General features: G+C 40.6%; 21 protein-coding genes and 2 tRNA genes. 20 read left to right on the forward strand and 3 right to left on the reverse strand.

Translation table 11 applies throughout. The annotated features are described in order from the left end of the window. Nucleotides 1-258 precede the first annotated feature (258 nt). From EKM65_RS05445 to EKM65_RS05500, 12 genes are all read left to right on the forward strand, one after another. Entirely contained in the window at nucleotides 259-1,296 is a 1,038-nt protein-coding gene (locus EKM65_RS05445; RefSeq protein ID WP_125606581.1) for a sugar-binding transcriptional regulator, read from the forward strand. Nucleotides 1,297-1,338: 42 nt separating this feature from the next. Then, a complete protein-coding gene (gene gap / locus EKM65_RS05450; RefSeq protein ID WP_125606433.1) occupies nucleotides 1,339-2,364 on the forward strand; it encodes a type I glyceraldehyde-3-phosphate dehydrogenase in 1,026 nt (341 codons plus the stop codon). A 99-nt stretch (nucleotides 2,365-2,463) separates the two neighbouring features. Next, the gene (locus EKM65_RS05455; protein WP_125606435.1) at nucleotides 2,464-3,675 is read left to right on the forward strand and encodes a phosphoglycerate kinase; all 1,212 of its coding nucleotides are present in this window, start codon (nucleotides 2,464-2,466) and stop codon (nucleotides 3,673-3,675) included. Between the two features lie 17 nt (nucleotides 3,676-3,692). Further along, on the forward strand, nucleotides 3,693-4,448 hold the full coding sequence (gene tpiA, locus EKM65_RS05460) for a triose-phosphate isomerase (RefSeq protein WP_125606437.1): 756 nt from the start codon (nucleotides 3,693-3,695) through the stop codon (nucleotides 4,446-4,448). A gap of 89 nt (nucleotides 4,449-4,537) precedes the next feature. Continuing rightward, nucleotides 4,538-5,833, forward strand: coding sequence for a phosphopyruvate hydratase (eno, locus tag EKM65_RS05465; protein WP_125606439.1), 1,296 nt, complete (start codon nucleotides 4,538-4,540; stop codon nucleotides 5,831-5,833). 169 nt (nucleotides 5,834-6,002) lie between these two features. Beyond that, entirely contained in the window at nucleotides 6,003-6,239 is a 237-nt protein-coding gene (gene secG / locus EKM65_RS05470) for a preprotein translocase subunit SecG (RefSeq protein WP_125606441.1), read from the forward strand. A 285-nt stretch (nucleotides 6,240-6,524) separates the two neighbouring features. Next, the gene (rnr, locus tag EKM65_RS05475) at nucleotides 6,525-8,825 is read left to right on the forward strand and encodes a ribonuclease R (RefSeq protein WP_125606443.1); all 2,301 of its coding nucleotides are present in this window, start codon (nucleotides 6,525-6,527) and stop codon (nucleotides 8,823-8,825) included. A 22-nt stretch (nucleotides 8,826-8,847) separates the two neighbouring features. Next, on the forward strand, nucleotides 8,848-9,321 hold the full coding sequence (smpB, locus tag EKM65_RS05480; protein WP_125606445.1) for an SsrA-binding protein SmpB: 474 nt from the start codon (nucleotides 8,848-8,850) through the stop codon (nucleotides 9,319-9,321). Between the two features lie 241 nt (nucleotides 9,322-9,562). Then, the gene (locus tag EKM65_RS05485; protein ID WP_125606447.1) at nucleotides 9,563-10,678 is read left to right on the forward strand and encodes an LCP family glycopolymer transferase; all 1,116 of its coding nucleotides are present in this window, start codon (nucleotides 9,563-9,565) and stop codon (nucleotides 10,676-10,678) included. An 88-nt stretch (nucleotides 10,679-10,766) separates the two neighbouring features. Then, nucleotides 10,767-10,838, forward strand: a tRNA-Glu gene (locus EKM65_RS05490). A gap of 4 nt (nucleotides 10,839-10,842) precedes the next feature. Beyond that, nucleotides 10,843-10,915: transfer RNA gene (locus EKM65_RS05495), tRNA-Val, on the forward strand. Between the two features lie 116 nt (nucleotides 10,916-11,031). Next, nucleotides 11,032-11,214, forward strand: a complete 183-nt coding sequence (locus EKM65_RS05500; RefSeq protein ID WP_125606449.1) for a DUF6440 family protein — start codon at nucleotides 11,032-11,034, stop codon at nucleotides 11,212-11,214. A 65-nt stretch (nucleotides 11,215-11,279) separates the two neighbouring features. On the opposite strand, the gene EKM65_RS05505 is transcribed toward EKM65_RS05500, so the two are convergent. Next, nucleotides 11,280-11,960 carry a hypothetical protein gene (locus EKM65_RS05505; RefSeq protein WP_125606451.1) on the reverse strand — a complete coding sequence of 227 codons (681 nt, stop codon included), beginning with the start codon at nucleotides 11,958-11,960 and terminating at the stop codon, nucleotides 11,280-11,282. Nucleotides 11,961-12,203: 243 nt separating this feature from the next. Between EKM65_RS05505 and metK the strand changes: the two genes are divergently transcribed. After that, nucleotides 12,204-13,403 (forward strand): methionine adenosyltransferase, encoded by a 1,200-nt coding sequence (metK, locus tag EKM65_RS05510; RefSeq protein WP_125606453.1) that lies wholly within the window; start codon nucleotides 12,204-12,206, stop codon nucleotides 13,401-13,403. Between the two features lie 179 nt (nucleotides 13,404-13,582). After that, a complete protein-coding gene (locus tag EKM65_RS05515) occupies nucleotides 13,583-15,049 on the forward strand; it encodes an MDR family MFS transporter (protein WP_125606456.1) in 1,467 nt (488 codons plus the stop codon). Between the two features lie 877 nt (nucleotides 15,050-15,926). On the opposite strand, the gene EKM65_RS05520 is transcribed toward EKM65_RS05515, so the two are convergent. Both EKM65_RS05520 and EKM65_RS05525 read right to left on the reverse strand, forming a co-directional pair. Then, entirely contained in the window at nucleotides 15,927-16,409 is a 483-nt protein-coding gene (locus EKM65_RS05520; protein WP_125606458.1) for a hypothetical protein, read from the reverse strand. A gap of 102 nt (nucleotides 16,410-16,511) precedes the next feature. Continuing rightward, nucleotides 16,512-17,156, reverse strand: coding sequence for a phosphatase PAP2 family protein (locus EKM65_RS05525; RefSeq protein ID WP_125606460.1), 645 nt, complete (start codon nucleotides 17,154-17,156; stop codon nucleotides 16,512-16,514). A 339-nt stretch (nucleotides 17,157-17,495) separates the two neighbouring features. On the opposite strand from EKM65_RS05525, the gene EKM65_RS05530 reads away from it, so the two are divergent. The 6 genes from EKM65_RS05530 to ruvB all read left to right on the forward strand — a co-directional run bounded on the left by EKM65_RS05530 (nucleotide 17,496) and on the right by ruvB (nucleotide 26,503). Further along, complete coding sequence (locus EKM65_RS05530; protein ID WP_125606462.1) at nucleotides 17,496-18,857, forward strand: MATE family efflux transporter; 1,362 nt, start codon at nucleotides 17,496-17,498, stop codon at nucleotides 18,855-18,857. Nucleotides 18,858-18,933: 76 nt separating this feature from the next. After that, nucleotides 18,934-19,734: a TIGR00282 family metallophosphoesterase gene (locus EKM65_RS05535; protein ID WP_125606464.1), complete on the forward strand. Its 801-nt coding sequence runs from the start codon at nucleotides 18,934-18,936 to the stop codon at nucleotides 19,732-19,734. Nucleotides 19,735-19,747: 13 nt separating this feature from the next. Continuing rightward, nucleotides 19,748-22,366, forward strand: coding sequence for a DNA mismatch repair protein MutS (mutS, locus tag EKM65_RS05540; RefSeq protein WP_125606466.1), 2,619 nt, complete (start codon nucleotides 19,748-19,750; stop codon nucleotides 22,364-22,366). Between the two features lie 325 nt (nucleotides 22,367-22,691). Continuing rightward, nucleotides 22,692-24,713 (forward strand): DNA mismatch repair endonuclease MutL, encoded by a 2,022-nt coding sequence (gene mutL, locus EKM65_RS05545; protein ID WP_125606468.1) that lies wholly within the window; start codon nucleotides 22,692-22,694, stop codon nucleotides 24,711-24,713. Between the two features lie 120 nt (nucleotides 24,714-24,833). Beyond that, nucleotides 24,834-25,433, forward strand: a complete 600-nt coding sequence (ruvA, locus tag EKM65_RS05550; protein WP_125606470.1) for a Holliday junction branch migration protein RuvA — start codon at nucleotides 24,834-24,836, stop codon at nucleotides 25,431-25,433. Nucleotides 25,434-25,477: 44 nt separating this feature from the next. After that, nucleotides 25,478-26,503, forward strand: a complete 1,026-nt coding sequence (ruvB, locus tag EKM65_RS05555; protein ID WP_125606472.1) for a Holliday junction branch migration DNA helicase RuvB — start codon at nucleotides 25,478-25,480, stop codon at nucleotides 26,501-26,503. Nucleotides 26,504-26,514: the final 11 nt, after the last annotated feature.

Genomic DNA, 26,514 nt, shown 5'->3' on the forward strand with positions numbered 1-26,514 from the left:
CACCAGCTTAAAGATATGCCTTCTAGACCAATTTCTTGCTTTTGGAATTAGTGTTGCATTTGATTTGACAATTCAGGGAAAAAGTTTATTTGTGAAAAAGTCGAATGAAGTTCTTGCAAACGTAAATAGGTGTTGTTATAATGAGATTGTTCCTTGGTAAGAGTATGCACATTTGTGTGAGCTCTTTATTTTTTGTAAGGGATGGGTCTATAAACGACACTGATGGACTATAACTGTCCCACGAAAGGCCTGGTGGACGTGCAGAATGACTTAACGTGGATTGATCAGATTGCACCTGATTTTCTAAGCACGATCAGACAACGTTACTTGATTTTGCAGCGAATTCAATGGTTGAGTCCAGTTGGACGGCGCACGTTGGCACAAGAGTTAGACTTAAGCGAGCGCGTGCTACGAACTGAGACAGATTTATTGAAGGCCTCTGGATTGATATTATCGTCAAAATCGGGTATGGTGTTAACTGAGAGTGGCAAGGAAGTTTTAACTAAGCTTGACGGCTTAATGTCTAGCTTAATGGGATTTCCTCAGAAAGAAAAGCAACTTTCAAAACTTTTGGAGATTGATCACGTCCTGATCGTATCGGGAGATAGTGATCAACAACCGCAAGTGCTTGGTAGATTAGGTCAACTGTTAAGTAGTACCTTGTCCATACTATTGCCGGATGGTCGTAATGTTATTGCGGCAATGGGTGGTACAACAATGGCGGCTGTTGCTGAAGCGTTAACACCAAGCTTATCGAAGAATCGGCAGCTATTGTTTGTTCCTGCACGCGGTGGCGTAGGGGAACGGGTTGACATTCAAGCCAACGCGATTTGTTCGAAAATGGCACAAAATACAGGTGGTGAACATCGCAGCTTGTATGTGCCTGAAAATGTCAGCGAACAAACCTATGAGCCATTATTAAAGGAGCCATCAATTAAGCCGGTGTTGGATTTAATTGCCAGCGCTAATGTGGTGGTTCATAGTATTGGTGATGCTATGACTATGGTAAGCCGGCGTCATATGCCTGCTGATGTTACAGCAGAGATACAGCATGGTCACGCCGTTGCAGAGGCCTTTGGCTATTTCTTCGATGAGAGTGGTCGAGTTGTTTACAAGATACCGCGAATTGGATTACAAATTCGGGATCTTACTGAGATACCGTATGTATTTGCAATAGCGGCTGGTGCTAAAAAAGCTAAGGCCATTAGAGCATACATGCACAATGCACCTCATCAAACTTGGTTTATTACTGATGAGGCCGCAGCTAACGCGCTTTTAAAAGGGGCAACCTTTTAAAAAAGTTTTTAAATTTTTATTTCCTGAAGGAGGAAATTTTGTATGACTGTAAAGATTGGTATTAACGGTTTCGGACGTATTGGACGTTTAGCATTCCGTCGTATTTTAGAACTTGGTGCTAAATCAAGTGATATCGAGGTCGTTGCAATTAACGATTTGACTTCACCTGCTATGCTTGCACATTTACTTAAATATGATTCAACTCATGGTACTTTGGATGCTGAAGTCAGCGCAACTGAAGATGCAATCATTGTAAATGGTAAGACATACCATGTATATGCAGAACCTCAAGCACAAAATATTCCTTGGGTTAAAAATGATGGTGTAGACTTTGTTCTTGAATGTACAGGTTTCTATACTTCAAAGGCAAAAGCACAAGCTCATTTGGATGCTGGCGCAAAACGTGTCTTGATCTCTGCTCCTGCTGGTAGCGACCTTAAGACAATCGTTTATTCTGTAAATGACGACGAATTAACTGCTGATGACACAATCGTTTCTGCAGGTTCTTGCACAACTAACTCATTAGCTCCATTTGCTCAAGCTTTGAATAACGAATTTGGTATCGAAGTTGGTACAATGACAACTATCCATGCTTATACTTCAACTCAAATGCTTCTTGACGGCCCAGAACGTAAGGGTAATGTTCGTGCAGCTCGTGCAGCCGCAATCAACACAATTCCTCATTCTACTGGCGCTGCTAAGGCTATTGGTTTGGTATTACCTGAATTAAAGGGTAAGTTACAAGGCCATGCACAACGTGTCGGTGTTCCTGATGGTTCAGTTACTGAATTGGTTTCTATTTTAAGCAAGCCAGTTAAAGATGCTGACGAAGTGAATGCTGCTGTTAAGAAATATACTATCGACAATCCTTCATTTGGTTACAATGAAGATAGCATCGTATCTAGTGACGTTGTTGGCACTACTTATGGTTCAATCTTTGACCCAACTCAAACTGAAGTTTCGACAGTTGGCGACAAGCAATTAGTTAAGGCTGTTGCATGGTATGATAACGAGTATGGTTTCACTTGCCAAATGGTTCGTACTTTACTCAAATTTGCAACTCTTTAATTAAAACTTCAACATTATAAAACGTTGATTTTTGAGGCGGAGGGAGGTCGACTCCCTTCGCCTTTTAGTTTTTAAAATTTCTTTTGGAGGTTGTCCACAATGGCAAAATTAATTGTTTCTGATGTCGATGTTAAAGACAAAAAAGTTTTGATCCGTGTTGATTTTAATGTCCCAATCAAAAATGGTGTGATCGGCAATGATAACCGGATGGTTGCTGCTTTACCAACAATCAAGTATGTGACTGATAATGGCGGTAAGGCTATCTTACTTTCACATTTAGGCCGTATTAAGAGCGACGAAGATAAAAAGGCATTGAGCTTACGCCCAGTTGCTGAACATTTATCTGAATTGCTTGGTAAGGACGTTGAGTTCGTTCCTGTCAATGAAGGTGCTGAATTAGAAGCAGCCATCAATGACATGAAAGACGGCGACGTTATCTTAATGGAAAACACTCGTTTCCAAGATATCGACAATGACTTCGGTAAGCGTGAAAGCAAGAACGATCCTAAATTAGGCGAATATTGGGCTTCTTTAGGCGACGTTTATGTTAATGATGCTTTCGGTACTGCTCACCGTGCTCATGCTTCTAACGTTGGTATTGCAACTGCTATGAAGGCTGCTAACAAACCTGCTGCTGCCGGTTTCTTGATGGAAAAAGAAATCAAGTTCTTAGGCGATGCCGTTGACAATCCAGTACACCCATTTGTAACCATCTTGGGTGGTGCTAAAGTGTCTGACAAGATTGGTGTTATTGAAAACTTAATTCCTAAATCAGATCATATCTTAATTGGTGGTGGTATGGCTTATACTTTCTTGGCTGCTCAAGGTCACGAAATTGGCAAGTCATTATTCGAAGCTGATAAAGTTGAATTAGCTAAAGAATTATTGGAAAAAGCAGGCGACAAGATCGTCTTACCTGTTGACAACGTTGCTGCTGTAGAATTCTCAAATGATGCTAAGCATGAAGTTGTTGGCGTAAATATTCCTGAAGGCGAAATGGGCTTAGATATTGGCCCTAAGACAATTGCTTTGTTCAAGGATATCTTAAAAGATGCCAAGACAGTTGTTTGGAATGGTCCAATGGGCGCATTCGAAATGAGCAACTATGCTGAAGGTACACTTGAAGTTGGTCGTGCATTAGGCAATTTAACTGATGCTCGGACAATTATCGGTGGTGGCGACTCAGCTGCTGCAGCTATCCAATTAGGTATTGCTGACAAGATCAGCCATATTTCTACTGGTGGCGGTGCTTCACTTGAATATCTTGAAGGTAAAGAATTACCTGGTATTGCTGCTATTTCTAATAAATAATTTTTGAGGTGAATATTTTGCGTAAACCAATTATTGCTGGTAACTGGAAAATGAATAAGAATCCTCAAGAAACTCAAGCATTTCTTGATGGCGTCAAGGGTAAACTACCTGCTGCTGATAAAGTAGAGGCTGTTATCGCTGCTCCTGCCATTGACTTAAACGCTTTGGTTTGGTTCTCTAAGGATTCGGATTTAAAAGTTGCTGCTGAGAATTGCTACTTTGAAGACGAAGGTGCTTTTACTGGTGAAACTTCACCTAAAGCATTATCTGAAATGGGCGTTGACTATGTTGTCATCGGTCACTCAGAACGTCGTGGCTATTTCCACGAAACTGATGAAGATATTAATAAGAAAGCTAAGGCTATCTTTAGAAACAACATGTTACCAATCATTTGCTGTGGTGAAAGCTTAGAAACACGTGAAGCTAACAAGCAAAGCGACTGGGTGGTTGCTCAAATCAAAGCAGCTCTTGAAGGCTTAACTGCTGAACAAGTTTCTAATACTGTTATTGCTTACGAACCAATCTGGGCAATTGGTACTGGTAAAACCGCTTCTGCTGACCAAGCTCAAGAAATGTGTCATGTAATACGTGAAACAGTCAAGGATCTTTACAATGAACAAACTGCTGAGAATGTTCGCATTCAATACGGTGGTTCTGTAAAACCTGCCAACGTTAAGGAATTAATGGCTAAGCCTGACATCGATGGTGGTTTAGTCGGCGGTGCCAGCATGGACCCAGAATCATTCTTAGCCCTCGTTAATTATCAAGATTAATCGGTAAATCTTTGTTATTTTCCTAAGAAATTTGATAAAATACTAATTGTACCGACTATTTCGGAAAAAAAGTAAAAGGAGCAAAATACATGTCTGTAATTACTGATGTTTTAGGCCGCGAAGTTTTAGATTCTCGTGGTAACCCAACTGTTGAAGTTGAAATTTATACTGAATTGGGTGGCTTTGGCCGCGCAATTGTACCATCAGGTGCTTCAACTGGTGAGCACGAAGCCGTTGAATTACGTGATGGCGACAAATCTCGTTTCGGTGGTAAAGGTGTCTTAAAAGCCGTTGCTAACGTTAACGATGTTATTGCTAAAGAAGTTATTGGAATGGACGTTACTGATCAACGTGCTTTAGACCAAGCAATGATCGACTTAGACGGCACACCCAACAAAGGTAAATTAGGCGCTAACGCAATCTTAGGCGTTTCATTAGCTGCTGCTCGTGCTGCTGCTGACGAATTAGGCCAACCATTATATGAATATCTTGGCGGCCCTAACGCTCATGTATTGCCAACACCAATGATGAACGTCATTAATGGTGGCGCTCACTCAGACAACAAGGTTGACTTCCAAGAATTCATGATTATGCCCGTTGGTGCAAAATCAGTTCACGAAGCAATTCGGATGGGTTCAGAAACTTTCCAAGCTTTGAAGAGCTTGTTAGCTGCTGATGGTAAAGCAACTTCAGTTGGTGATGAAGGTGGTTTTGCACCTGACTTTGCTAACAACGAAGAACCTTTACAATATTTAATCAATGCGATTGAAAAAGCTGGTTACAAACCTGGCGAAGATATTTCAATTGCAATTGATGTTGCTGCTTCAGAACTTTGGAATGAAGAAGACAAGACTTACAAATTACGTTGGTCAACTGGTGAAGAATTCAGCACACCTGACTTCATCAAGTATCTTGAAGGTTTAGCTGACAAGTACCCAATTATTTCTATCGAAGATCCTATCGATGAGAACAACTGGGAAGATTGGGCTGAAATCACTAAACAACTTGGCAAGAAAGTTCAACTTGTTGGTGATGATTTGTTTGTTACAAACACTGACTACCTTAAAAAGGGTATCGACATGGGCGTTTCAAACTCAATCTTAATCAAAGTTAACCAAATTGGTACTTTGACTGAAACTTTTGAAGCTATTGAAATGGCTAAAGAAGCAGGTTACACTGCTATTGTTTCACACCGTTCTGGTGAAACAGAAGATACAACAATTGCTGACTTAGTTGTTGCAACTAATGCTGGTCAAATCAAGACTGGTTCAATGAGCCGTACTGATCGGATTGCTAAATACAATCAATTAATGCGGATCGAAGACCAACTTGGCGATGCTTCTATTTACAAAGGCATCCACAGTTTCTATAACTTAAGTAAATAATTTGATTTATGAAAAGCTTGCTACTTCGGTGGCAGGCTTTTTTGATCCCTGGCGGTTGTTAAATCTATAAAAAGTTCATCGCTATAGCTATGAGGGACTGGAAAAAAACGCTAAACTGTGATATTGTTTTATGAGTAAGATTTTGTAGAAGTTTTCGGAGGCCAGACAAGTGTACAACATCATTCAAACATTACTAATTATTGTTTCAATTCTGATTATCATTGCAGTAATGATGCAACCAACTAAGCAACAAGATGCATTGAACGCTCTCTCTGGCGGTGCTGGTGATTTGTTTGGTGCGACCAAGAAACGCGGGTTTGAAGCCGTAATGGAGAAAGTAACTTATGTTTTAGGAATACTTTTCTTTGTACTGGCACTCGCGTTAGTTTATTTGTCATCACACTAACGATTAACGCGAAATGCGCTCCTGCAATTGCAGGAGCTTTTTTTATAGGAAGTTAGCTAAGCCTAAGTGGTCATCAGTGTGAGTTAGGTGTCAACCTGAATAATTTCCACAAAGTCAATCAATTTATCAATCATCAGTCACTCAAAAAGTTTAGACAATATTGCCAAACATGGAAGTGGGACGCAAAATAACTGGCATCATAATTTGGCCCCGGTTCCAGAATTTTGCAATATTGGCTAGCAAGTATTGAGAAGAAGACTGATTTAAATAATAGTGAGGTATTAAATGACAGAAAAAGATTATTTAACAGCAGAAGTTTTAGAAATTTTCCGGCACAATCCTGAGCGCAAGTATGATGTTCAAGATATTAATGACATGATGAAGTTAAAAGGGGCGTCGGCTTTTAAACGTCTCGTCAAAGTTCTGGCAACACTCGAAGGTGAGAACTTAATTACGATTAACAATGGTGGACGTTACAAGTTAACGCCAGCAACTGAAGAGGTTATTGGTAAATTCTCCGCCAATGACAAAGGTTTCGGGTTCGTGCGCGTGGAAACTGAAGCAGATAACAAAGAAGAAATTCCTGATGTTTTCGTTCCAAAACAAAGTACGTTGCATGCCTTACAAGGCGATCGGGTTAAGGTTAAAATCGTTAAGAAGGCGAATCCTTGGAATGACAAGGGACCTGAAGGCGAAGTTATTGAAATTGTTGAACACGGCATGACAGACTTAGTTGGTGAATTCCAACCATATAGTGATGCTCAAGTTAAAAAGACCAATCTAATTGGCTACGTTCGTAGTCACGACAAAAAGTTGGCTAGCTATCCAGTTTACATTCAGGATACTGGAATTCATCCGCAAATGGGTGATATGGTCCAAGTTGACATTACAGAGTATCCAAGCAATGAATTCCCAACACGGATGTTAGGCTTAGCAATGAGAACGCTAGGTAACAAAAATGATCCCGGCGTTGATATCATGTCAATTGTTTATTCTCATGGTGTGCGGACAGAATTCCCAGACGATGCTATTGCGCAATCCGAGCAAATTCCTGATGAGTTACAGCCGAATGATTGGATTAACCGGAAAGATTTAACCAGCGATGTGGTGGTCACGATTGACGGTGATGATTCGAAAGATTTTGATGATGCGGTCGGGTTGACACGTTTATCCAACGGCAATTTCAAGTTGGGTGTGCATATTGCTGATGTTAGTTATTATGTGACAGAAGATTCACCACTTGATGCGGAAGCTTATGAGCGCGGAACGAGTACTTATTTAACTGACCGTGTCATTCCCATGTTACCATTTCGTTTATCAAACGGGATTTGTTCTCTAAATCCGGGTGAAAATCGGTTAACTTTAAGTTGCGTGATGGAGATTAATCAGCAAGGTGAAGTTTTGAATCATGAGATTTTTCCGAGTGTGATTCGTTCAAACGCACGAATGACTTATCGTAATGTTAACAAGATTATTGAAGATCATGATCCAGCTGTTTCTAAAGAATATGCGCCATTTCTGACGATGTTTGAAGATATGGCTGAGTTACATCAAATCCTGTTCAAGCGACGTCATGAACGGGGCGCAATTGACTTCGAAGAGACAGAAGCGCGAATCGTAGTTGATGAAAAGGGTTGGCCAATTGATATTGAATTGCGCGAGCGCGGAACTTCAGAGAAAATGATCGAATCATTTATGCTGGCTGCCAACGAAACCGTTGCAGAACATTTTAGTAAGTTACAGGTACCATTCTTGTATCGAGTTCATGAAACACCAGACGCTGAAAAAGTGAAGAGTTTCTTCGAATTTGTTTCAGCCTTTGGCATTGTTGGTCATGGTCAAGCTGATCATATTAAGCCGATTGAATTGCAAAAGGCGCTTGCAAAAGTTGTCGGAACACCTGAAGAAATGGTGGTCACAACAATGCTGTTGCGGAGTATGAAACAAGCACGATACTCTGTTGATCAATTGGGTCATTTCGGCTTGGGTGCAGCATACTATACTCACTTCACTTCACCAATTCGTCGTTATCCTGATTTAATGGTTCATCGTTTAATTCATAACTATATGAGCCAGGGAACAGGCGACCAAGTTAAAGAAAAATGGGCCGAAAAGTTACCAGATGTCGCCATCCAAACGTCGACTCAAGAGCGTCGTTCAATTGATACTGAGCGTGATGTTGACGATTTGAAGAAAGCACAATACATGATGAGTAAAGTTGGTCAAGAGTTTAAGGGTGTTATTGCCTCCGTTACTAAATTTGGCATGTTTGTGTCTTTGGAAAATACGGTTGAAGGTTTAATTCATATTTCGAATATGCGTGATGATTATTACGAATATGATGAGAAACAAATGACGCTAACAGGTTCTAAGACGCACAACATTTATAAGATTGGTCAAGAGATCCAAATCAAAGTTTTACGTGCTGATCCTGATCAGGGTCAGATTGACTTCATCGTGGCTGGTCAAGAAGAAGCGCCTAAAGAAGAGCCGTGGTCAAAACAACGTACGAGTTCTCATCATGGTAAGTATGAACGCAAACCTAATAATGGAACGCGATCGAATTCGACAAAACGTAAACGTTAAGCAAACAAAGTGGGTGATCTAATTGGCGAAAAAACATGCAGAAAAACCTAAGAATCAAGTTGCAACCAATCGTAAAGCTCAGCACGATTATACAATCTCTGCCACGTATGAAGCAGGGATTGTTCTAACCGGGACGGAAATTAAGTCAGTACGTGCGGGTAAAATTAATTTAAAAGATGGTTTTGCCCAGGTTCGTCGTGGGGAATTATGGTTGGAAAATGTTCACATTAGTCCTTATGATGCAGGCAATCAATTTAATCAAGATCCCTTGCGCAATCGTAAATTGTTGTTGCATAAACAGGAGATTGCTAAATTAGCCGGTGTTGTTCAGGATAAAGGAGTAACAATTGTCCCGCTAAAAGCTTATCTCAAGCATGGCTATGCCAAGGTTCTATTAGGCGTTGCAAAAGGTAAACATGAGTATGATAAGCGGGAAACGATCAAACGCCGTGAACAAGATCGCGAAATGCAACGTGTTTTAAAGAATAATTTTTAAAGTAATAATGAAGATTTGAGTGCCACTGTTTTTAACAACGCCGCACTATTTAACCGGATTTCTGGTCGAATAGTGCGGCGTTATTAATTGGTAAGCTTAACGAGTTTTTGACACCACTTTCTTAACGTAATAGTAGAATAAGAAATTAATTTAAGAAATAATTAACAACCTGCCCAATTTTAATTCACAATTGTGTGTTAAAATATTTCAAAATATATATTACATGAGTCAAGGAGCTTTTATGTCAAAACACTCACGAACCGAACAACCGCTTGATGAAACAAAAAGTCCTGAACATTACCTACCTAAGAAACGACGTTCTCAGAAAAAGCCGCTTGGTAAAATTATTGGCGGCATAGTGCTAGTGTTGTTAATCGCCGTTGGGGCATATGGCTTTTATCTTTACCAGCAAACTAAGGCCGCGGCCGATAAAACCTACTCTTCAGTTAATAAGAAAAAAGAAGCCGCGCTAACCTCAAAAGTTGCCAGTCAAGATCCAATCTCAATTCTGTTGTTGGGAACCGATACCGGTGCAGAGGGCAGAACTGAAGTTAATGGTAATTCTGATACGATTATCATTGTGACCGTTAATCCCAAGACAAAACGGATGACGATGACAAGTATTCCACGGGATACGATGGCGCAAATGGTGGGGACTTCATCTTATAACTTCCGTAAAATCAATGCTGCTTATGATATTGGCGGCGCCAAAATGGCCTTGAACTCTGTCTCCAAGTTGGTTAATGTCCCATTGACCAATTATGTCAGTGTCAATATGGGTGGCCTTGAAAAAATTGTGAAAGCTGTTGGTGGTGTTGATGTGACACCGACGCTGACTTTTTCGTATGGCGGTTATAATTTCACTAAGGGTAAAGCAATTCATCTGAATGGCAAAGCAGCTTTGGCGTATTCTCGAATGCGTCATGAAGATCCTCAAGGTGATTACGGCCGGCAAACACGTCAACGCCAAATTATCGAAGCAATTATTAAATCAGCTGTTTCTACGGGGACGTTGGCAAACTTCCAAACATTCTTAGATTCGATTTCTGACAATGTCACGACTAATTTGACCTTCAGCCAAATGGTAGCGATTTTCAAAGATTATCGCGGTGCCGCTAAACAAATTAAAAGTGATCATTTACAAGGCATTAGTGCTTGGTGGGGTTCAGCATCTGTTCAAATTGCCGCAACAACTGAATTACAACGTGTCTCTGATAATATTCGGTCTGAATTAGGATTAACGAAAGAAACAGTTAACAACGAAACGACGCGCCAGAATAAATTAAATGCTGCTTATGGCTTTAGTTTCAATAATCCAGTGACTGAACAGAATTTTTCCGTTTATGCACAGAATTAAGTGATTCGTCAGGATTTTACTGAAAAATTACAGCAAAAGTATTGACCATATTAGGATTCTTTTATATACTTATTTATGCAAAAAGAGTGGCCCGTTGGTCAAGTGGTTAAGACACTGCCCTTTCACGGCGGTAACATGGGTTCAAATCCCGTACGGGTCATCTTGGAGGTTTAGCTCAGTTGGGAGAGCGTCTGCCTTACAAGCAGAGGGTCACAGGTTCGAGCCCTGTAACCTCCATTTTAAAAATAAAGGAATCGGGATTTTTGTCCCGATTCCTTTTTGGTTTATAATCTTAAGTAACCAAGGCAAAATTTGTACGACAATGTTGAAGTAACTATCATTAGGAGGAAACTATGAGTAAAAATGAGAATCGTTTTCAAGTTATTTCGGACGAAACAACCGCTTTTGCTAGTGGTACTAAGATTTTAAAGGATACGCAAACAGGTGTCCTTTATCTTTTTCATTATTCAGGCTATGCTGGCGGGCTAACGGTATTACTTGATCAAAATGGACAGCCAGTTATTGATCGTGACTGATTTTTGAATCGTTGGTACTGCCTTAGAAAAAAATAGACGGTCTGCTTGTATTTAAGATTAACCGTTCAAATTAAACTGACCAATGTTAACGTAATTAGCAATAGTGTCGGAAACTTCGATAGATTACGGCGCTTGGGATAGGTAATGGTACTTGCTAACAAAATAATCACCATCATAATGGCTGCTGGTAAACTAAGCAAGTGAGTTGACCCGAGCAGGACAACTGTCACGATGCCGATGAAAGGCCAGAGAAAGTCTAAAAAGTTCTTAATTGGAAAGCTGAACATGACTTTAATTAAGTAAAGACCGGCAATTAATAAAACGTCATTAATGGTCATGGATTCAACGACTGTATCTAAAACCGTGATGGTCAGAAACAACGGAATGACGCCTTGCTCAAGAATTCGAGTTAACTTATTGTTTAACCTAGGTGTACGATCAGTCATTAAATAAATAACGTATTGCATAAACAAAAGTAAAGCAATAATCAGCATTTTTTGCCAAAGCAATAACAAAATCGGTATCAATAGTAAAATGTGATAAATCAAACGCGGCGTGGGCCAAAAGTCAGCAGATTCGGTGCTGAAAACGTAGATCAACGCGAAAAGCACAACGATTGCTAAATCAAGTGGCGCAATTGCCTTAAAGCTGTGATTGATCAAAAATGGTAACAAGATGATACCCGTTAATTCAATGACAATATTCAGAATTAAAAAATCAGCGGTTTGTGTTGTACGTTTATTCAAATAAATGACCTCCAAACTATGTTATTAATCGTAATGTTTTTTATTGGCTAGGTCAATTGATAAAGACATTACCTAATTTTGTTGTTCTGTAATAGGCGACTAAGAAATCAATGAAGTTTTAACGGATTGTTCAACGATTCGCCTTTAATTAAACTAGCGGATATGCTAAACTAGTTTAGTTACATTTAGATTTCCGATGGGGTCCAGCAATGGAGCTGCCTTGTAACCTGAAAGGGGAAAATTATGAAAAATCGTCATCTTTTTACTTCAGAATCCGTTTCTGAGGGGCATCCGGATAAAATTGCTGATCAAATTTCTGACGCAATTTTGGATGCAATTCTCGCACAAGATCCAACAGCCCGTGTTGCCTGTGAAACAACCGTGACCACTGGATTAGTTTTAATCGTTGGTGAAATTACCACCACTGCTTATGTTGATATTCAAGCAATTGCGCGGCAAACAATTATTGACGCTGGCTATGATCGCGGCGAATATGGCTTTAATGGCCATAATTGCGCGGTACTCGTTGCTTTAGACGAACAGTCGCCTGATATTGCCCAAGGCGTCAATGATGCGGTAGAAATACGAACAGAGGCTTCTGTTGATCCGCTTGACCAGATTGGTGCTGGTGATCAAGGGATGATGTTTGGTTTTGCCGTTGATGAAACACCAGAATTAATGCCTTTACCGATTTCATTAGCTCATGCTTTAATGCGGCGGACTGCCAAAGTTCGCAAAGAAGGAATCTTGCCTTATTTACGGCCTGATGCTAAGTCGCAAGTCACGGTTGAGTATGATGAAGCAACTGGCAATATTCCGCAGCGCATTGATACCGTTGTTTTAAGCACGCAACATGATCCTGAAGTTGATTTGGACACGTTGGCTCACGATGTGATTGAAACAATTATTAAACCAGTGTTGCCAGTTGAATTGGTTGATCAAAAAACTAAATTCTTGATTAATCCAACTGGTCGCTTCGTGATTGGCGGCCCATCTGCTGACTCTGGGTTAACCGGTCGTAAGATTATTGTTGATACTTACGGCGGTTATGCTCGTCATGGTGGTGGCGCGTTTTCTGGTAAGGATCCGACTAAGGTCGATCGTTCTGCCAGCTATGCTGCTCGCTACGTTGCTAAAAATATTGTTGCTGCTGGGTTGGCTCACAAGTGTGAAGTTCAATTAGCTTATGCAATTGGTGTCGCTCAACCAGTGTCGATTAATATTGATACTTTTGAGACGAGTGCTTATTCTGAAACGGAATTAATTGCTGCTGTTCGTGCCAATTTCGATTTGCGTCCAGCAGGTATTATTAAAATGTTAGATTTACAACGGCCAATTTATAAGCAAATCGCTGCTTATGGTCATTTTGGACGTACAGATGTCGCGTTACCTTGGGAAAAGACTGATAAAGTTCATGCTTTACAGGCTTCTCTCAAAAAATAGTTACGAGTGATTTAAGAGGCGATCCGATTGGATGTATTCCAATTGGGTCCTTTTTTAGGTCAAAACATTGAATTGGGGTCGAAAGTGGAACAGGGTTAAGTTTTCAATTCACGATCGTATTCAACAAAAAGAAAACTGGGATTCTTGTCACAGTTACATTATTTGGAATTGAGGTCATTATGAAGAAGAAACAAACAAATTTAGCTTTAGTTACCATTGCGATTTTTGTGGCGACGTTTATGACAGCGATTGAAGGAACAATTGTCTCAACGGCGATGCCAACAATTATTGGTAGTCTGCATGGTATTTCGATGATGAATTGGGTCTTTTCAATTTATTTACTTACATCATCAATTGCCACGCCGATTTATGGTAAATTATCTGATCGCGTCGGTCGTAAACCCATTTTTATTGTCGGCATTGTCATCTTTTTAATCGGTTCAAGTTTGGCCGGCTTATCGGATTCAATGTTGACCTTAATCTTGGCTCGAGCTTTACAGGGGATTGGCGCGGGTGCGATTCAACCGATGACTTTTACCATGATTGCTGATATTTATCCCTTTGAAAAGCGTGCGAAAGTTTTGGGGTTAAACGGTTCTGCTTGGGGAATTGCCTCGATTATTGCACCGTTATTGGGTGGCTATATTGTCCAACATTTATCTTGGCACTGGATCTTCTTTATTAACGTACCGGTTGGTTTGATTACGCTATTCTTAGTCGTATTTTTCTTCCACGAAGAGCGCCATGCGAAAAAGGCGCCAATCGATTATGGTGGCGCGGCAACTTTAAGCGTCGTGCTATTATCACTTATGTTATTAGCCCAGAGTATTGGAACCGATTCGAATTTATTAGTCAATGGTGTGCGTTTCTTGATTGCCGCTGGTGCCGCCTGGCTATTCATTCGTTGTGAACGGCGTGCTCAAGATCCGTTGATCCCACTTCAATTGTTCAAAAATCATTTATTCTTAGGGCAAAACTTGGTGGCCGCGTTAGTCAGTGGTGTGTTAATTGGCTTTGAAGTTTATATTCCGATGTGGATGCAAGGTATTTTAGGCTTGCCAGCTTCCATGGGTGGTTTTGCCGTCACCCCAAGCTCTGTTATGTGGATTTTGGGTTCGTTTATGGCTGGTAAGTTAATTCTGAAACGAACTGCACCACAAATTATTACAGGTAGTCTCACAATTATTTTGATCGGTATTTCGATTTTAGGTTTCTTACCAATTGGCACGCAGTTTTATGTTTTCTTGTTAGTGGCTGCCTTTTTAGGAATTGGTTTTGGCGTTACGATTACGACGACAACTGTTACCGTACAAAATGTGGTTTCCGCTGATGAAATTGGCGTCGCAACATCTTTGAATACATTATCGCGGACGCTTGGTCAAACGATTATGATGTCAACTTTTGGCGTCATTCAAAATGCATTGTTTGCACGAGGCATCGAAAGTGATCCACGAATGAAGTTGTCAATGTTAAATCAACTCATTAATCCGGAAACAGCTAAGCAAATCTCCGCAGACTTGTTGCCAGAATTGCGAGCGGTTCTGTTGAATGCCATGCATGGTGTTTACTGGGTAGGCGTGTTGTTGACAATTATTGCGTTAGTCATTAACTTCTGGTCAGGACGACAGGCTAAACAAAAGATCTAAGCTTGCATGACATTGTGATCGATTAAAATAGTGGTAACTAAAACTGTTTTGTTGTGGTTCTTCGCGCTTATGCAAAGGTTGCATACGGAGTGTAGCGCGTACCGTGAGGGAAAATAAATACTTTGTACTGGAACGTGGTGGACACTGCTTGAAGCCAATTTTTCCAAAATTGTCTCCAAGACAGGTCTTGTAGTAACAGCTAAAGCTGCAACAACAATCTCACCACTGAGCGGTATTTATTTTCCCTCACTTAACAAACGAGAGGGCAACCTTTACACAAGCGCTGAGTTGACGAGTGGTTGAATCGCCTTCTAATTTTTAGAAGCACAAATTTACTGTTAAATCACACCATAACATCTTTTTCGTCAGTGCCGGAGGGAAATCGCGGTCAGCCGCGGAATTGTTGTTAGTGGTTTACCACTTACAACAAAGATTGTATTTGAGACAAATTTATTTGGCTCAAATCAAGCTCGCAGCGTTCCACCAGCGCATTTCCCGTAGGCACGGAGAACCACAACATAATAGTTCTAGGGCTTGCCGCTCTCAATAAAGTCCACATTCAAAGCGAATTGGTTTTGATTCAGCTTAGATCAAAGTTCGCAGCGTTCCACCAGCGCATTTTCCGTAGGCACGAAGAACCACAACATAACAGTTCTAGGGCTTGCCGCTCTCAATAAAGTTCACATTCAAAGCGAATTAGTTTTGATTCGGCTTAAATTAAGCTCGCAGCGTTCCACCAGTGCATTTCTCGCAGGCACGGAGAAGTACAACATAACAGTTTTAGTGCTGGCTATCTGCAACGAAATGATTTAGATTCAGAAATACGAAAAAGCTTTTAACAATACAACAAAAGGGTATCGCGTTTGCGATACCCTTTTTAACGATCCAATTCTAAATTTCTCGTGATGAAATAAAAATAGGCAAAAACGGAACCGATGATCATCAGTATGCCAATCAATACGCGACTCAAAACATTTGAACCGCCACCAACACTGTCGCTCATTGTCGACATGAATGGCATCCAGCAGCCGAAAGCAAATAACAGGGCGATAAATGCAGGGTGTCGTTGAACACTAGAATAAATGAATACCAACAAACCCACTGCGATCCCTCCCAAAAGTAGCCAGCGGGTCAGCGGATCGTTGATGCGGGTAATATTGCCTGACAGTCGCATGGACCCCCACTCAGAAATATTATTATCGGCTCGCGACGTCGCACTTAAAGAATCATAGGAAATAACGTGAAAATGATTCTTAAACAAGAAGAAGTAATTGATTAGCACGACAATACCATAAGTAGGCAATAGATAGCCTCGAATAATTACCTTAAATGTGAAGATACCCTTTAGTTTTACACCCATGAAATGCCTCCTTTGCATCAAAAAAACGATATTGATGGGCTAATATTAGATTTAGATTAAAGAAATGTCAATGCTTTTTAGAGGTTACGCTATGTTCACCTTTTACTGATCACTCAATTCGGGCTTTAAATACGTTTTAACAGCGATTAACCAATGGACAGTCAGATTACCAAGTGCCAATAAGAAGCCGGCTGTGACGTCGCTAGGGTAGTGAACTTGGACGTAAAGACGACTGATGCCAAGTAGTAACAACATTAGCAGCATGAGCGTAATCCACAAATGGTGCCAGGATCTCTGTTTAATTAAATAATGACCGATCAGAATTAAACTACCAAAGAACATGACGGCGGCTGTTGCGTGACCACTTGGGAAACTATAGCCTGTTTCGACAACAAGGTGTGGTAATGACGGGCGCGGGCGTTGGACAATGCTTTTAACGAGATGATTAATTAGGTTGCCGATTATCATATTAATCGTAAGAAAGACACTCCAACGCCAATGTTTAATCGCGATTAGGACGAGGATGACAATCAAAGTGATGGTGGAAATAACCGCGGGATTGCCAATCTTGGTGTAGAGGGTGAAGAAAGGTGTGCTATTAGGATGCAAAGGTTTAAGCCAACCGTAAATCAGATTGTCATATTGATGAATCCAAGTTGCATGTTGTGTTACACCCCAATAAAAGCCGCTAAAAATGATGTAACACAAAATCACTAAACTAACTAATAAAGCGTCATGTTTTTTCATAAAAGTTCACCTACGAATATTTTTTGACAAGGTTGAGATAAAAGCAGCTTTTTTAATTTGCGGTTGCCAGATACTGAAGGCTTGATTTTAAATGACTTAATTCAGCCCGTTGCCCTCAATTATGAAGCCGGTTAGAAATTGAACAACACGCTCAACGCTGTTTTTGGCTGGCATAGGATTATTATAGCAAACTATCGACCAAAGGTTTGCGGGATAAACAGTTTGGTACTAACTTGAGTAAAAATCAGAACTGGTGCTATCGATTAAAGTATTTTAGTTTGGAGATTGGTATAATAGCAACAGCAGCTTTAAACTGTCATATTTTTAGTGGGGTTGACGATGAAAAAGTTTTTAAATCATTATTTATCAGGTGAAGGCTTTGATTACCGCTTTGTATTGTCCTTGTTAGTGCCAGTGGTTTTTGATCAGTTCTTCCTGATTGCTTTTAACTTTATTAATACGGCCATGATTAGTTCATCTGGGGAAGCAGCAATAAGTGCGGTGAATATGGTTGGTAGTATTAATATTTTTCTCATTCAAATTTTTGTGGCGGTCGGTCTTGGCGGAACGGTCTTGATTTCGCAATATTTTGGTCGTAAAGAATATCGTATGATTGGTAAAGTCGTTAATGGAACGTTTTATGGGGCAATTTTAGTTGCGACTAGTTTAGCTATCATCTTCTTGATCGGCCATCAAGTTATTCTGAAGTTACTTTTTGGTGATGCCGAAGCAATCGTGATGAAAAACGCTCAACTGTATATGGTCGGTGTGTTGCTTAGTTATCCCTTCGAAGCAACGGTTGAAGGGACAAATGGTAGTCTGCGCGGGATCGGTCGTACTAAAAATTCACTACAATTATCATTGACGATGAATGTTTTAAATCTAATTTTCAATTTTATTTTTATTAATTTTCTTAAGATGGGTGTGTTGGGTTTAGTCATCTCATTAAATCTATCACGCTGGTTAGCAGCAGGTGCAGCTGTATTAATGTTATACAGTCACCGTGAATTGTTATCGTTGAAGTGGTCGTTGATGAAACGGATTGACTTTCGAATGGTCAAACGCGTTGTGATTGTTTGTATTCCTTTCGCTGCAGAGTCATTCTTCTTTAACGGCGGCAAAATTATTATGCAGATGATGATTGTTAGTTTAGGGACGCAAGCAATCGCCGCCAGTGCTATTGCCATGTCGTGGTCACAATTGCCAGAAATTATTCCCGCGGCTTTGCAAACTGCACTAGTTCCCATTGTTGGTCAATGTGTTGGTCGGCGGAATATTGCTGACGCTCGTAAAATCGCGCGTTCCTTTGTAGTTGGTGGTTATTTGGCGTTGATCATCTCGCATCTCTTGTTAATTCCCGTTTATAAGCCTGGATTAGCTTTGTTTAATCCGTCGGCAGCAATTAAACCGCAGATTTTTCAAATTTATCTAATTTTTTGTGTTGGTCATTTCTTGGTGTGGAGTCTTAGTTTTATTTTACCATCGGCATTACGGGCAGCGGGTGACGCTAAATTTACAACGACGATTTCTTTACTCACGATGTGGATCGTGCGCGTTGGTCTGGGTTATATTTTTGGAATTGTGCTGCATTTCGGATTGAATGGTATTTACATTATTTGGACAGTTGAATGGGGATTGCGTGGGCTTATTTTTCTCATTCGTTTTCGTGGCCAGAAGTGGTATCGTCATCATTTGATTTGATAGCTATGAAACAGCGGTACTACTGAAATATAACCTAATTTATGCTAAAATATGACTAAATGAAAAGGGGTAGATTATGCGAGTTATTTTTATCGGAGACGTCATGGGGCCAATTGGTCAAGAAACATTAGCAACTTATTTGCCAAAATTAAAGGCCAAGTATCGTCCGCAATTAACGATTGTTAATGGTGAAAATATTGCCATGGGTAAAGGCATCACGAAGTCGCTGTATAAGGCGATTTTGACGGCTGGTGCAGATGTCGTGACGATGGGCAATCATACCTTTGACAAAGATGATATCTATGAATTCATTGATGACGCTAATAAATTGATTCGTCCGGCTAACTATCCTGCCCAACACACACCGGGTAAAGGTTATGTTCTCACTAAAGTTAATCAAACGACAGTAGGTGTGATTAATTTGCAAGGACGCGTTTTTCTTGATAGTATTGATGATCCTTTCGCGAAAGTTGACGAAATTTTGGCCGAAATTCAGAGCAAGTGTGATTATATCTTTTTAGATTTTCATGCCGAAACCACTAGCGAAAAAGAAGCAATGAGTTATTATGTCGATGGTCGAGTAACAGCCGTTGTGGGCACACATACCCATGTTCAAACGAACGATGCTAAGATTTTACCTCAAGGCACCGCTTATTTAACTGATGTCGGTATGACCGGTCCTTACGATGAAATTCTCGGGATGCGCAAAGAAAAAGTTATTGAGCGTTTCTTGAATCATCGTCCAGTTCGTTTTGAGACACCATTGACTGGTCGCGGTCAACTTAATGGTTGTGTCATTGATTTTTCAACACAACGCAATGCTGCCCGCAAAATCGAATTAATTCAAATTAATCCTGATCATCCGTTTTTAGAGTAGGAGTCGTTACAATATGCCACAAACAACCAAAGATACACCAATGATGCAGCAATACTGGGCGATCAAAAAAGATTACCAGGATGCTTTTTTGTTTTATCGGATTGGCGATTTTTATGAATTATTTGATGACGATGCTATTAAAGGTTCCCAATTATTAGAATTAACCTTAACGGCGCGGAATAAAAGTGCTAAAGATCCCATTCCAATGTGCGGTGTGCCCCATCATGCTGCCCAAAATTATATTGATATTCTAATTGATAAAGGTTACAAAGTTGCCATTTGTGAGCAAGTCGAAGATCCTAAATTGGCGCAAGGCATGGTTAAACGTGAAGTCATTCAATTGATCACACCGGGAACGATGATGGATCAAAATGCGAGCACAGCTAAACAAAATAACTATTTGACTGCCTTAACTTTAACCAACATGCTTTATGGCTTGGCTTATTCCGATTTAACGACGGGCGAAGTGCGCACGACGACTTTGCACACCTTTAACGAAGTGATCAACGAGTTATTAAACTTGAGCACAAAAGAAGTTGTCGTTGATGACAATATTTCAACCGAAGAGCGCCAACAGTTACAATCGCTAGGGTTGATGATCTCTCGAGATAAAACATTGCAAGATTCTAGTGAGTTTCATTTTGTGAATCAAAAGATCACCAAGCAAGGTGAGATTGCCGCGTTAAAAATTCTAATCAGTTATTTATTAGAAACACAAAAGCGGACACTTAGTCATTTGCAACAAGCGGAATCCTACGAAATTGATCAGTACTTGCGAATGAATCATAGTGCTAAAGCTAATTTGGAATTATTTGAATCGTTGCGCACAAGTAAACGCGAAGGCACGTTGTTATGGTTGCTGGATAAAACCAAAACGGCGATGGGGGGACGCTTACTGAAGCAATGGCTGAATCGCCCCTTGTTAAATGCCAAGTTATTAAAACAACGGCAAGAAATTGTGGCGACATTGATTGATCATTATTTTGAACGGGCGACCTTGCAGCAAGCCTTACAAAAAGTTTATGATTTGGAGCGCCTAGCTGGTCGAATTGCTTTTGGCAGTGCTAATGGTCGAGATCTGATTCAATTGGATAATTCACTCAACCAAATTCCGCTGATTAAAGATGTTTTACAACAATTACCAGAACCAACGTTGCAAAAACTAGGCATTGAGTTGGATGACCTTGCTGATATTCGTGATTTAATTCAGCGGGCCATTAGCGAGGACGCACCAATCTCGACGACAGACGGTAATATCATCAAGGCTGGTTTTAATCAACAGCTTGATGATTATCGTGATGCCGTTAACAATGGTCAGAATTTCCTCGTGCAGTTGGAAGCAGATGAGCGCAAGAGAACGGGTATTTCCACGTTAAAAGTTGGTTATACTCGTGTTTTCGGATACTATATCGAAGTTACCAATGCCAACAAAAATAATGTGCCCACTGATCGCTACCAGCGTAAACAGACGTTAACCAATGCTGAACGTTACATTACGCCAGAATTAAAGGATCATGAAGCACTAATTTTACAGGCCAAAGAAAAATCAACAGAATTAGAATACCAACTTTTTGTGAATGTTCGTGATCAAATTAAAGCGCAAACTGAACGCATTCAAGCATTAGCTAAACAAATTGCCGCCTTAGACGTTTTGCAAGGCTTTGCGGTTGTCAGTGAGAATAATCGCTACGTACGACCAGAATTATCTACCCGCAGTCAAGATGTGGAGATTGTCAATGGTCGTCATCCGGTGGTTGAACAAGTTTTAGCAGCGAATGAGTTTATCCCTAATTCAGTTAAGATGAATAAGGGAACCGATATTTTGCTAATCACCGGGCCAAATATGTCAGGCAAAAGTACTTATATGCGACAATTGGGTTTAATTGTCATCATGGCGCAAGTTGGTTGTTTCGTGCCGGCGGATCACGCCAAGTTACCAATTTTTGATCAAATTTTTACGCGAATTGGCGCGGCTGATGATTTGATATCTGGTGAAAGTACCTTCATGGTAGAAATGAAAGAGGCCAATGATGCACTGCTTCATGGCACGCGTCATAGTTTGCTGTTGTTTGATGAATTAGGCCGCGGAACTGCCACCTATGATGGCATTGCTTTAGCCGATGCAATTATTGAGTATATTCATGATCATCTTGGTGCTAAGACTTTGTTTTCGACTCATTATCATGAATTAACGCAATTAGCAGACCGCTTACCTAAATTACGTAATGTGCATGTCGGTGCCACTGAAGAGCATGGCAAATTAATTTTCTTACATCAAGTCTTGCCTGGATCTGCGGATAAGTCTTATGGCATTCATGTGGCCAAATTAGCCGGGTTGCCCAATGATGTGACCCAGCATGCTGCACAAGTACTGGAAGTATTGGAAGCTGAAGGCAGCGATCTAGTCAACGATTTACCAACAGCCGAACAATTACCGTTGTTTAGAATTGCCGAAGAACCAGAAACACACCCAACACAACAACCTAAGCCAGTAACAGAACCCGCACCAGAAACGAAAAAGTTACTCGCCGAGATTAAAAATACAAATCTAATGCAAATCACACCAATCGACGCCATAAATTTAATCAACCAATGGCAAAAAGAAATAGAGTGCGAAAAGCAACAGGATTGATTGCGGAGCTCTAACTAGAAAGCACAGCAGGGTGTTAACCCAGATGGGATTTCTAGTTAGACATAGCAATCAGTTGCTTTGAGCACGTTTCAGATCAGAGTGCGGAGAAAGTCGGGTTGACAATGAGCATTAAGAAAGCAATGAAAAAGTTCGTTCTTTGAACTTATTCATTGCTGGCTTAAGCGGAGTTGTCAGACTTTCGCAGCACGTTTCAAATCATTCCTCCATTAAGAATCACCAAGAACCAAGATTTTGTTCCAGTTTCGTCATTATTTTTCAAGTAAACAGGCAAACAATCAAGCAATAGAGAGGCAGAGAGTGATCAGTGGGAAAAATTCATCAATTATCAGAACTGTTAAGTAACCAGATTGCAGCCGGAGAAGTGATTGAGCGGCCTGCCTCCGTTGTGAAAGAGTTGGTAGAAAATGCCGTTGACGCTGGTGCGACGAAAATTCAAGTTTTCCTCAAAGATTCTGGCTTGACTGAAATTCAAGTCATTGATAATGGTTCTGGTTTCGCCCCAGACGATTTGGAAATTGCTTTTCTGCGGCACACAACGAGTAAAATTGCTTCTCGTGAGGATTTGTTTCGTGTTCATTCGTTAGGTTTTCGTGGTGAGGCCTTAGCCAGTATTGCGGCCGTTGCTCATGTCACCTTGAAGACCAGTACTGGTGAACCAGCCAGTGGTCGGGAAATGCTGATTTCACCTGACGAATCGGAAATTCATCTTGCTGGTCATCCTCAAGGCACCACTTTAACCGTGCGGGATTTATTCTACAATACGCCAGCACGATTGAAGTATTTGAAGTCTGTTTCGACGGAATTGTCACATATTGCCGATATTGTGAACCGAATTGCCTTAAGTTATCCAGGAATTGCGTTTACCTTAGTCAATGACGGCAATCAAATGTTAACCACTGCTGGTAATGGTAAGTTGCAACAAACAATCGCGGGAATTTATGGCTTGGGTGTGGCGCGGGAATTATTATCAATCAATGGTTCTGACTTAGATTTCGAAATAAATGGTTATGTATCGCGACCAGCTGTTACTCGGGCCAGTAAGAATTATTTATCATTTCTAATTAATGGTCGTTATATTAAGAACTTCCAGTTGAATAAGGCGTTGATTGAAGGCTATGGATCGAAGTTAATGGTTGGTCGTTATCCAGTTGCTGTCATCAATATTAAAATGGATCCCTTATTAGTTGATGTCAACGTGCACCCAACGAAACGAGAAGTGCGTTTGAGTAAAGAGCCAGAACTGATGAAATTATTAACACAGCTTGTCCGGATCGCCTTAGGTAAAGAGAATTTAATCCCAGATGCGCTAAAAAACTTACAAAGTCACCGTACTACTGTTGATTTAGAACAATTGCAAAGTGATTTGGAACAAGCAAGTGCGACACAACGTCAACAATATCAACAACACAACGATATCGCAGAAACGCTTCCAGATTATCAAGCTGATTTTAATGCGCCGGACCAAGCGACAACTTCCTTTCAAGCGTCGTCGAGTCAAAACACAGCTAACAAGGATCAGGTGCCTTCTAGCGCCAACAATTCAAAATGGGAGCCAGTTCCCCAAGTCAACACAGATCAGTCGATCTTCAAGGATCCAGATCAGTTGGCAAGCTGGGATGATTGGGTGCGTCAAGATCCGCAGCCACGAGCTTTTTCAAAACAGACACAGCCGTTGAACGAAACGGAATTATTACCGACAACACCAACACCGGCGCAACGTTTTCCTGACTTAAATTACGTTGGCCAGGTTCATGGTACTTTTTTAATTGCTGAAAGTGCAGATGGCTTTTATATTCTTGATCAGCACGCTGCCCAAGAACGGGTCAAATATGAATATTATCGTGTCGAGATTGGCAAAGTTTCTCAAGATCAGCAGAACTTGTTAGTTCCAATTGTTTTAAATTATTCTGCCGCCGATTTTGTGCGGATTAAAGCCCATTTAACATTATTGGGCAATGTGGGTATTCATCTCGAAGTTTTCGGGGAGAATAGTTTCATCGTTCACACACATCCAACTTGGTTTGTTGAGGGACAAGAAGAAGCAACGATTGCCGAAATGATTGATTATTTCTTAGCTGATGGCAATATCTCCGTCACTAAATTCCGTGAAAAAACGGCAATCATGATGAGTTGTAAACGTTCGATTAAGGCCAATCATCATTTAGAGCCTGCTCAAGCCAAACAGTTATTAATCGATTTGGCTCAAGCCGAAAATCCCTTTAATTGCCCGCATGGCCGACCGGTTTTAGTTCATTTCAGTGATCAGGACCTAGGCAAAATGTTTAAACGAATTCAAGATCCGCATCAACATTGGGATGGTGAATAAATAAGGTGGTTCAAATTTTGGTAGATTAAATTAGACTTGATTAATCTGCACCTAAAGTCGGTTCACACGAACAGTTGTTTTGTGTTAAAATTTTTGTTAGGTTCAAGAAAGAGGTTGGACATGTACGAATATTTAATTGGCGTTGTCACCGTGGTTAAACCCACGTATTTAGTTCTAGAAGTCAATGATATTGGTTATAAATTATTAGTGGGCAATCCATATACCTATCACGTAGGACAATCGACGACAATTTATGTGGAACAAGTTATTCGTGATACTGAACAGGTTCTGTATGGTTTTACTGATGAAGCCGAGAAGAATTTGTTTGATCAATTGACAAGTGTGGCGGGTATTGGGCCAAAGAGTGCACTGGCAATCTTAGCCGCTAATGACAAAGACGGGTTAAGACTAGCGATTGTTAACGGTGATGTGAAGTTCTTGACCAAGTTCCCTGGCGTCGGTAAGAAAACCGCGCAGCAAATTATTCTTGATCTGAAGGATAAAATGACGGTGACCAATCAAGATGTTTTGAAGAAGAATACCAGTGAACAATCTGATTTATTAGAGCTGGATACTGATTTTGCCGATGGGATGGCTGCCTTAGCTGCCTTAGGTTATGCTAATAAGGAATTGGAACGCATTAAAGACAAGCTAAAAGCGCAAACTTTGCAAGGACCCGACGAATACGTTCGAGCTGGGTTAAAATTATTAAGTCGCTAAACGATTAAGCGCGTATTTAAAGATAACTGGTGAGGAGGTGCAAAATGACAGATCAAAATCATGACGACGAACGAATTATTGGTGATGAACCGCTAGATGATTCAGAAAATGCGATTGAAAAATCACTGCGGCCACATTATCTAAATGAGTATATCGGTCAAAGCAAAATTAAAACCGAGTTAAAGATTTATATTGAAGCAGCCAAGCAGCGTCAAGAAGCAATGGATCATGCTTTACTCTTTGGCCCGCCAGGTTTAGGTAAAACCACGCTGGCCTTTGTGATTGCTAATGAATTAGGTGTTAATATTCGCACGACGTCTGGTCCAGCAATTGAAAAAGCTGGTGATTTGTTATCGGTGTTAAGTGAATTGCAAGCCGGGGATGTGCTGTTTATTGACGAAATTCATCGGTTACCGCGAGCAGTTGAAGAAACTTTATATTCGGCCATGGAAGATTTTTATGTCGATATCATCGTCGGTCAAGGACCAACCGCGCATCCAGTTCACTTCCCACTACCGCCATTCACTTTAATCGGGGCCACGACACGAGCAGGTTTATTATCCGCTCCGTTACGCGATCGTTTTGGTATTTTGGCATCGCTTAATTATTATGATGCTAACGATTTACAAGAGATTGTCTTAAGATCTGCCGATGTGTTGCAAACTAAAATTACACCAGAGGCAGCCTTAGAAGTTGCCTTACGTGCGCGGGGAACACCACGAGTGGCCAATCGTTTGTTGAAACGAATTCGTGATTTTGCGGAGGTCTCTCATCAAAACGTGATTGACCAAGAATTAGTATCAACCGCCTTAACCCAATTACGAGTTGACCGTTCTGGCTTAGATCAAGTTGATCGGCGGTTATTAACCATGATGATTAATTTATATAATGGTGGACCGGTTGGTTTGAAGACCATTGCCGTTAATATTGGCGAAGACGTGGAAACAGTCGAAACAATGTATGAACCATTCTTATTACAGAATGGTTTTTTGAAGCGAACTAGTCGGGGGCGCATGGTGACGCCGAAAGCTTATCAACATTTAGGAATTACCTTACCAGAAAATAATTAATAAAAGAGGAA

The sequence above is a fragment of the Lapidilactobacillus bayanensis genome (assembly GCF_003946695.1).
Taxonomy (GTDB): domain Bacteria; phylum Bacillota; class Bacilli; order Lactobacillales; family Lactobacillaceae; genus Lapidilactobacillus; species Lapidilactobacillus bayanensis.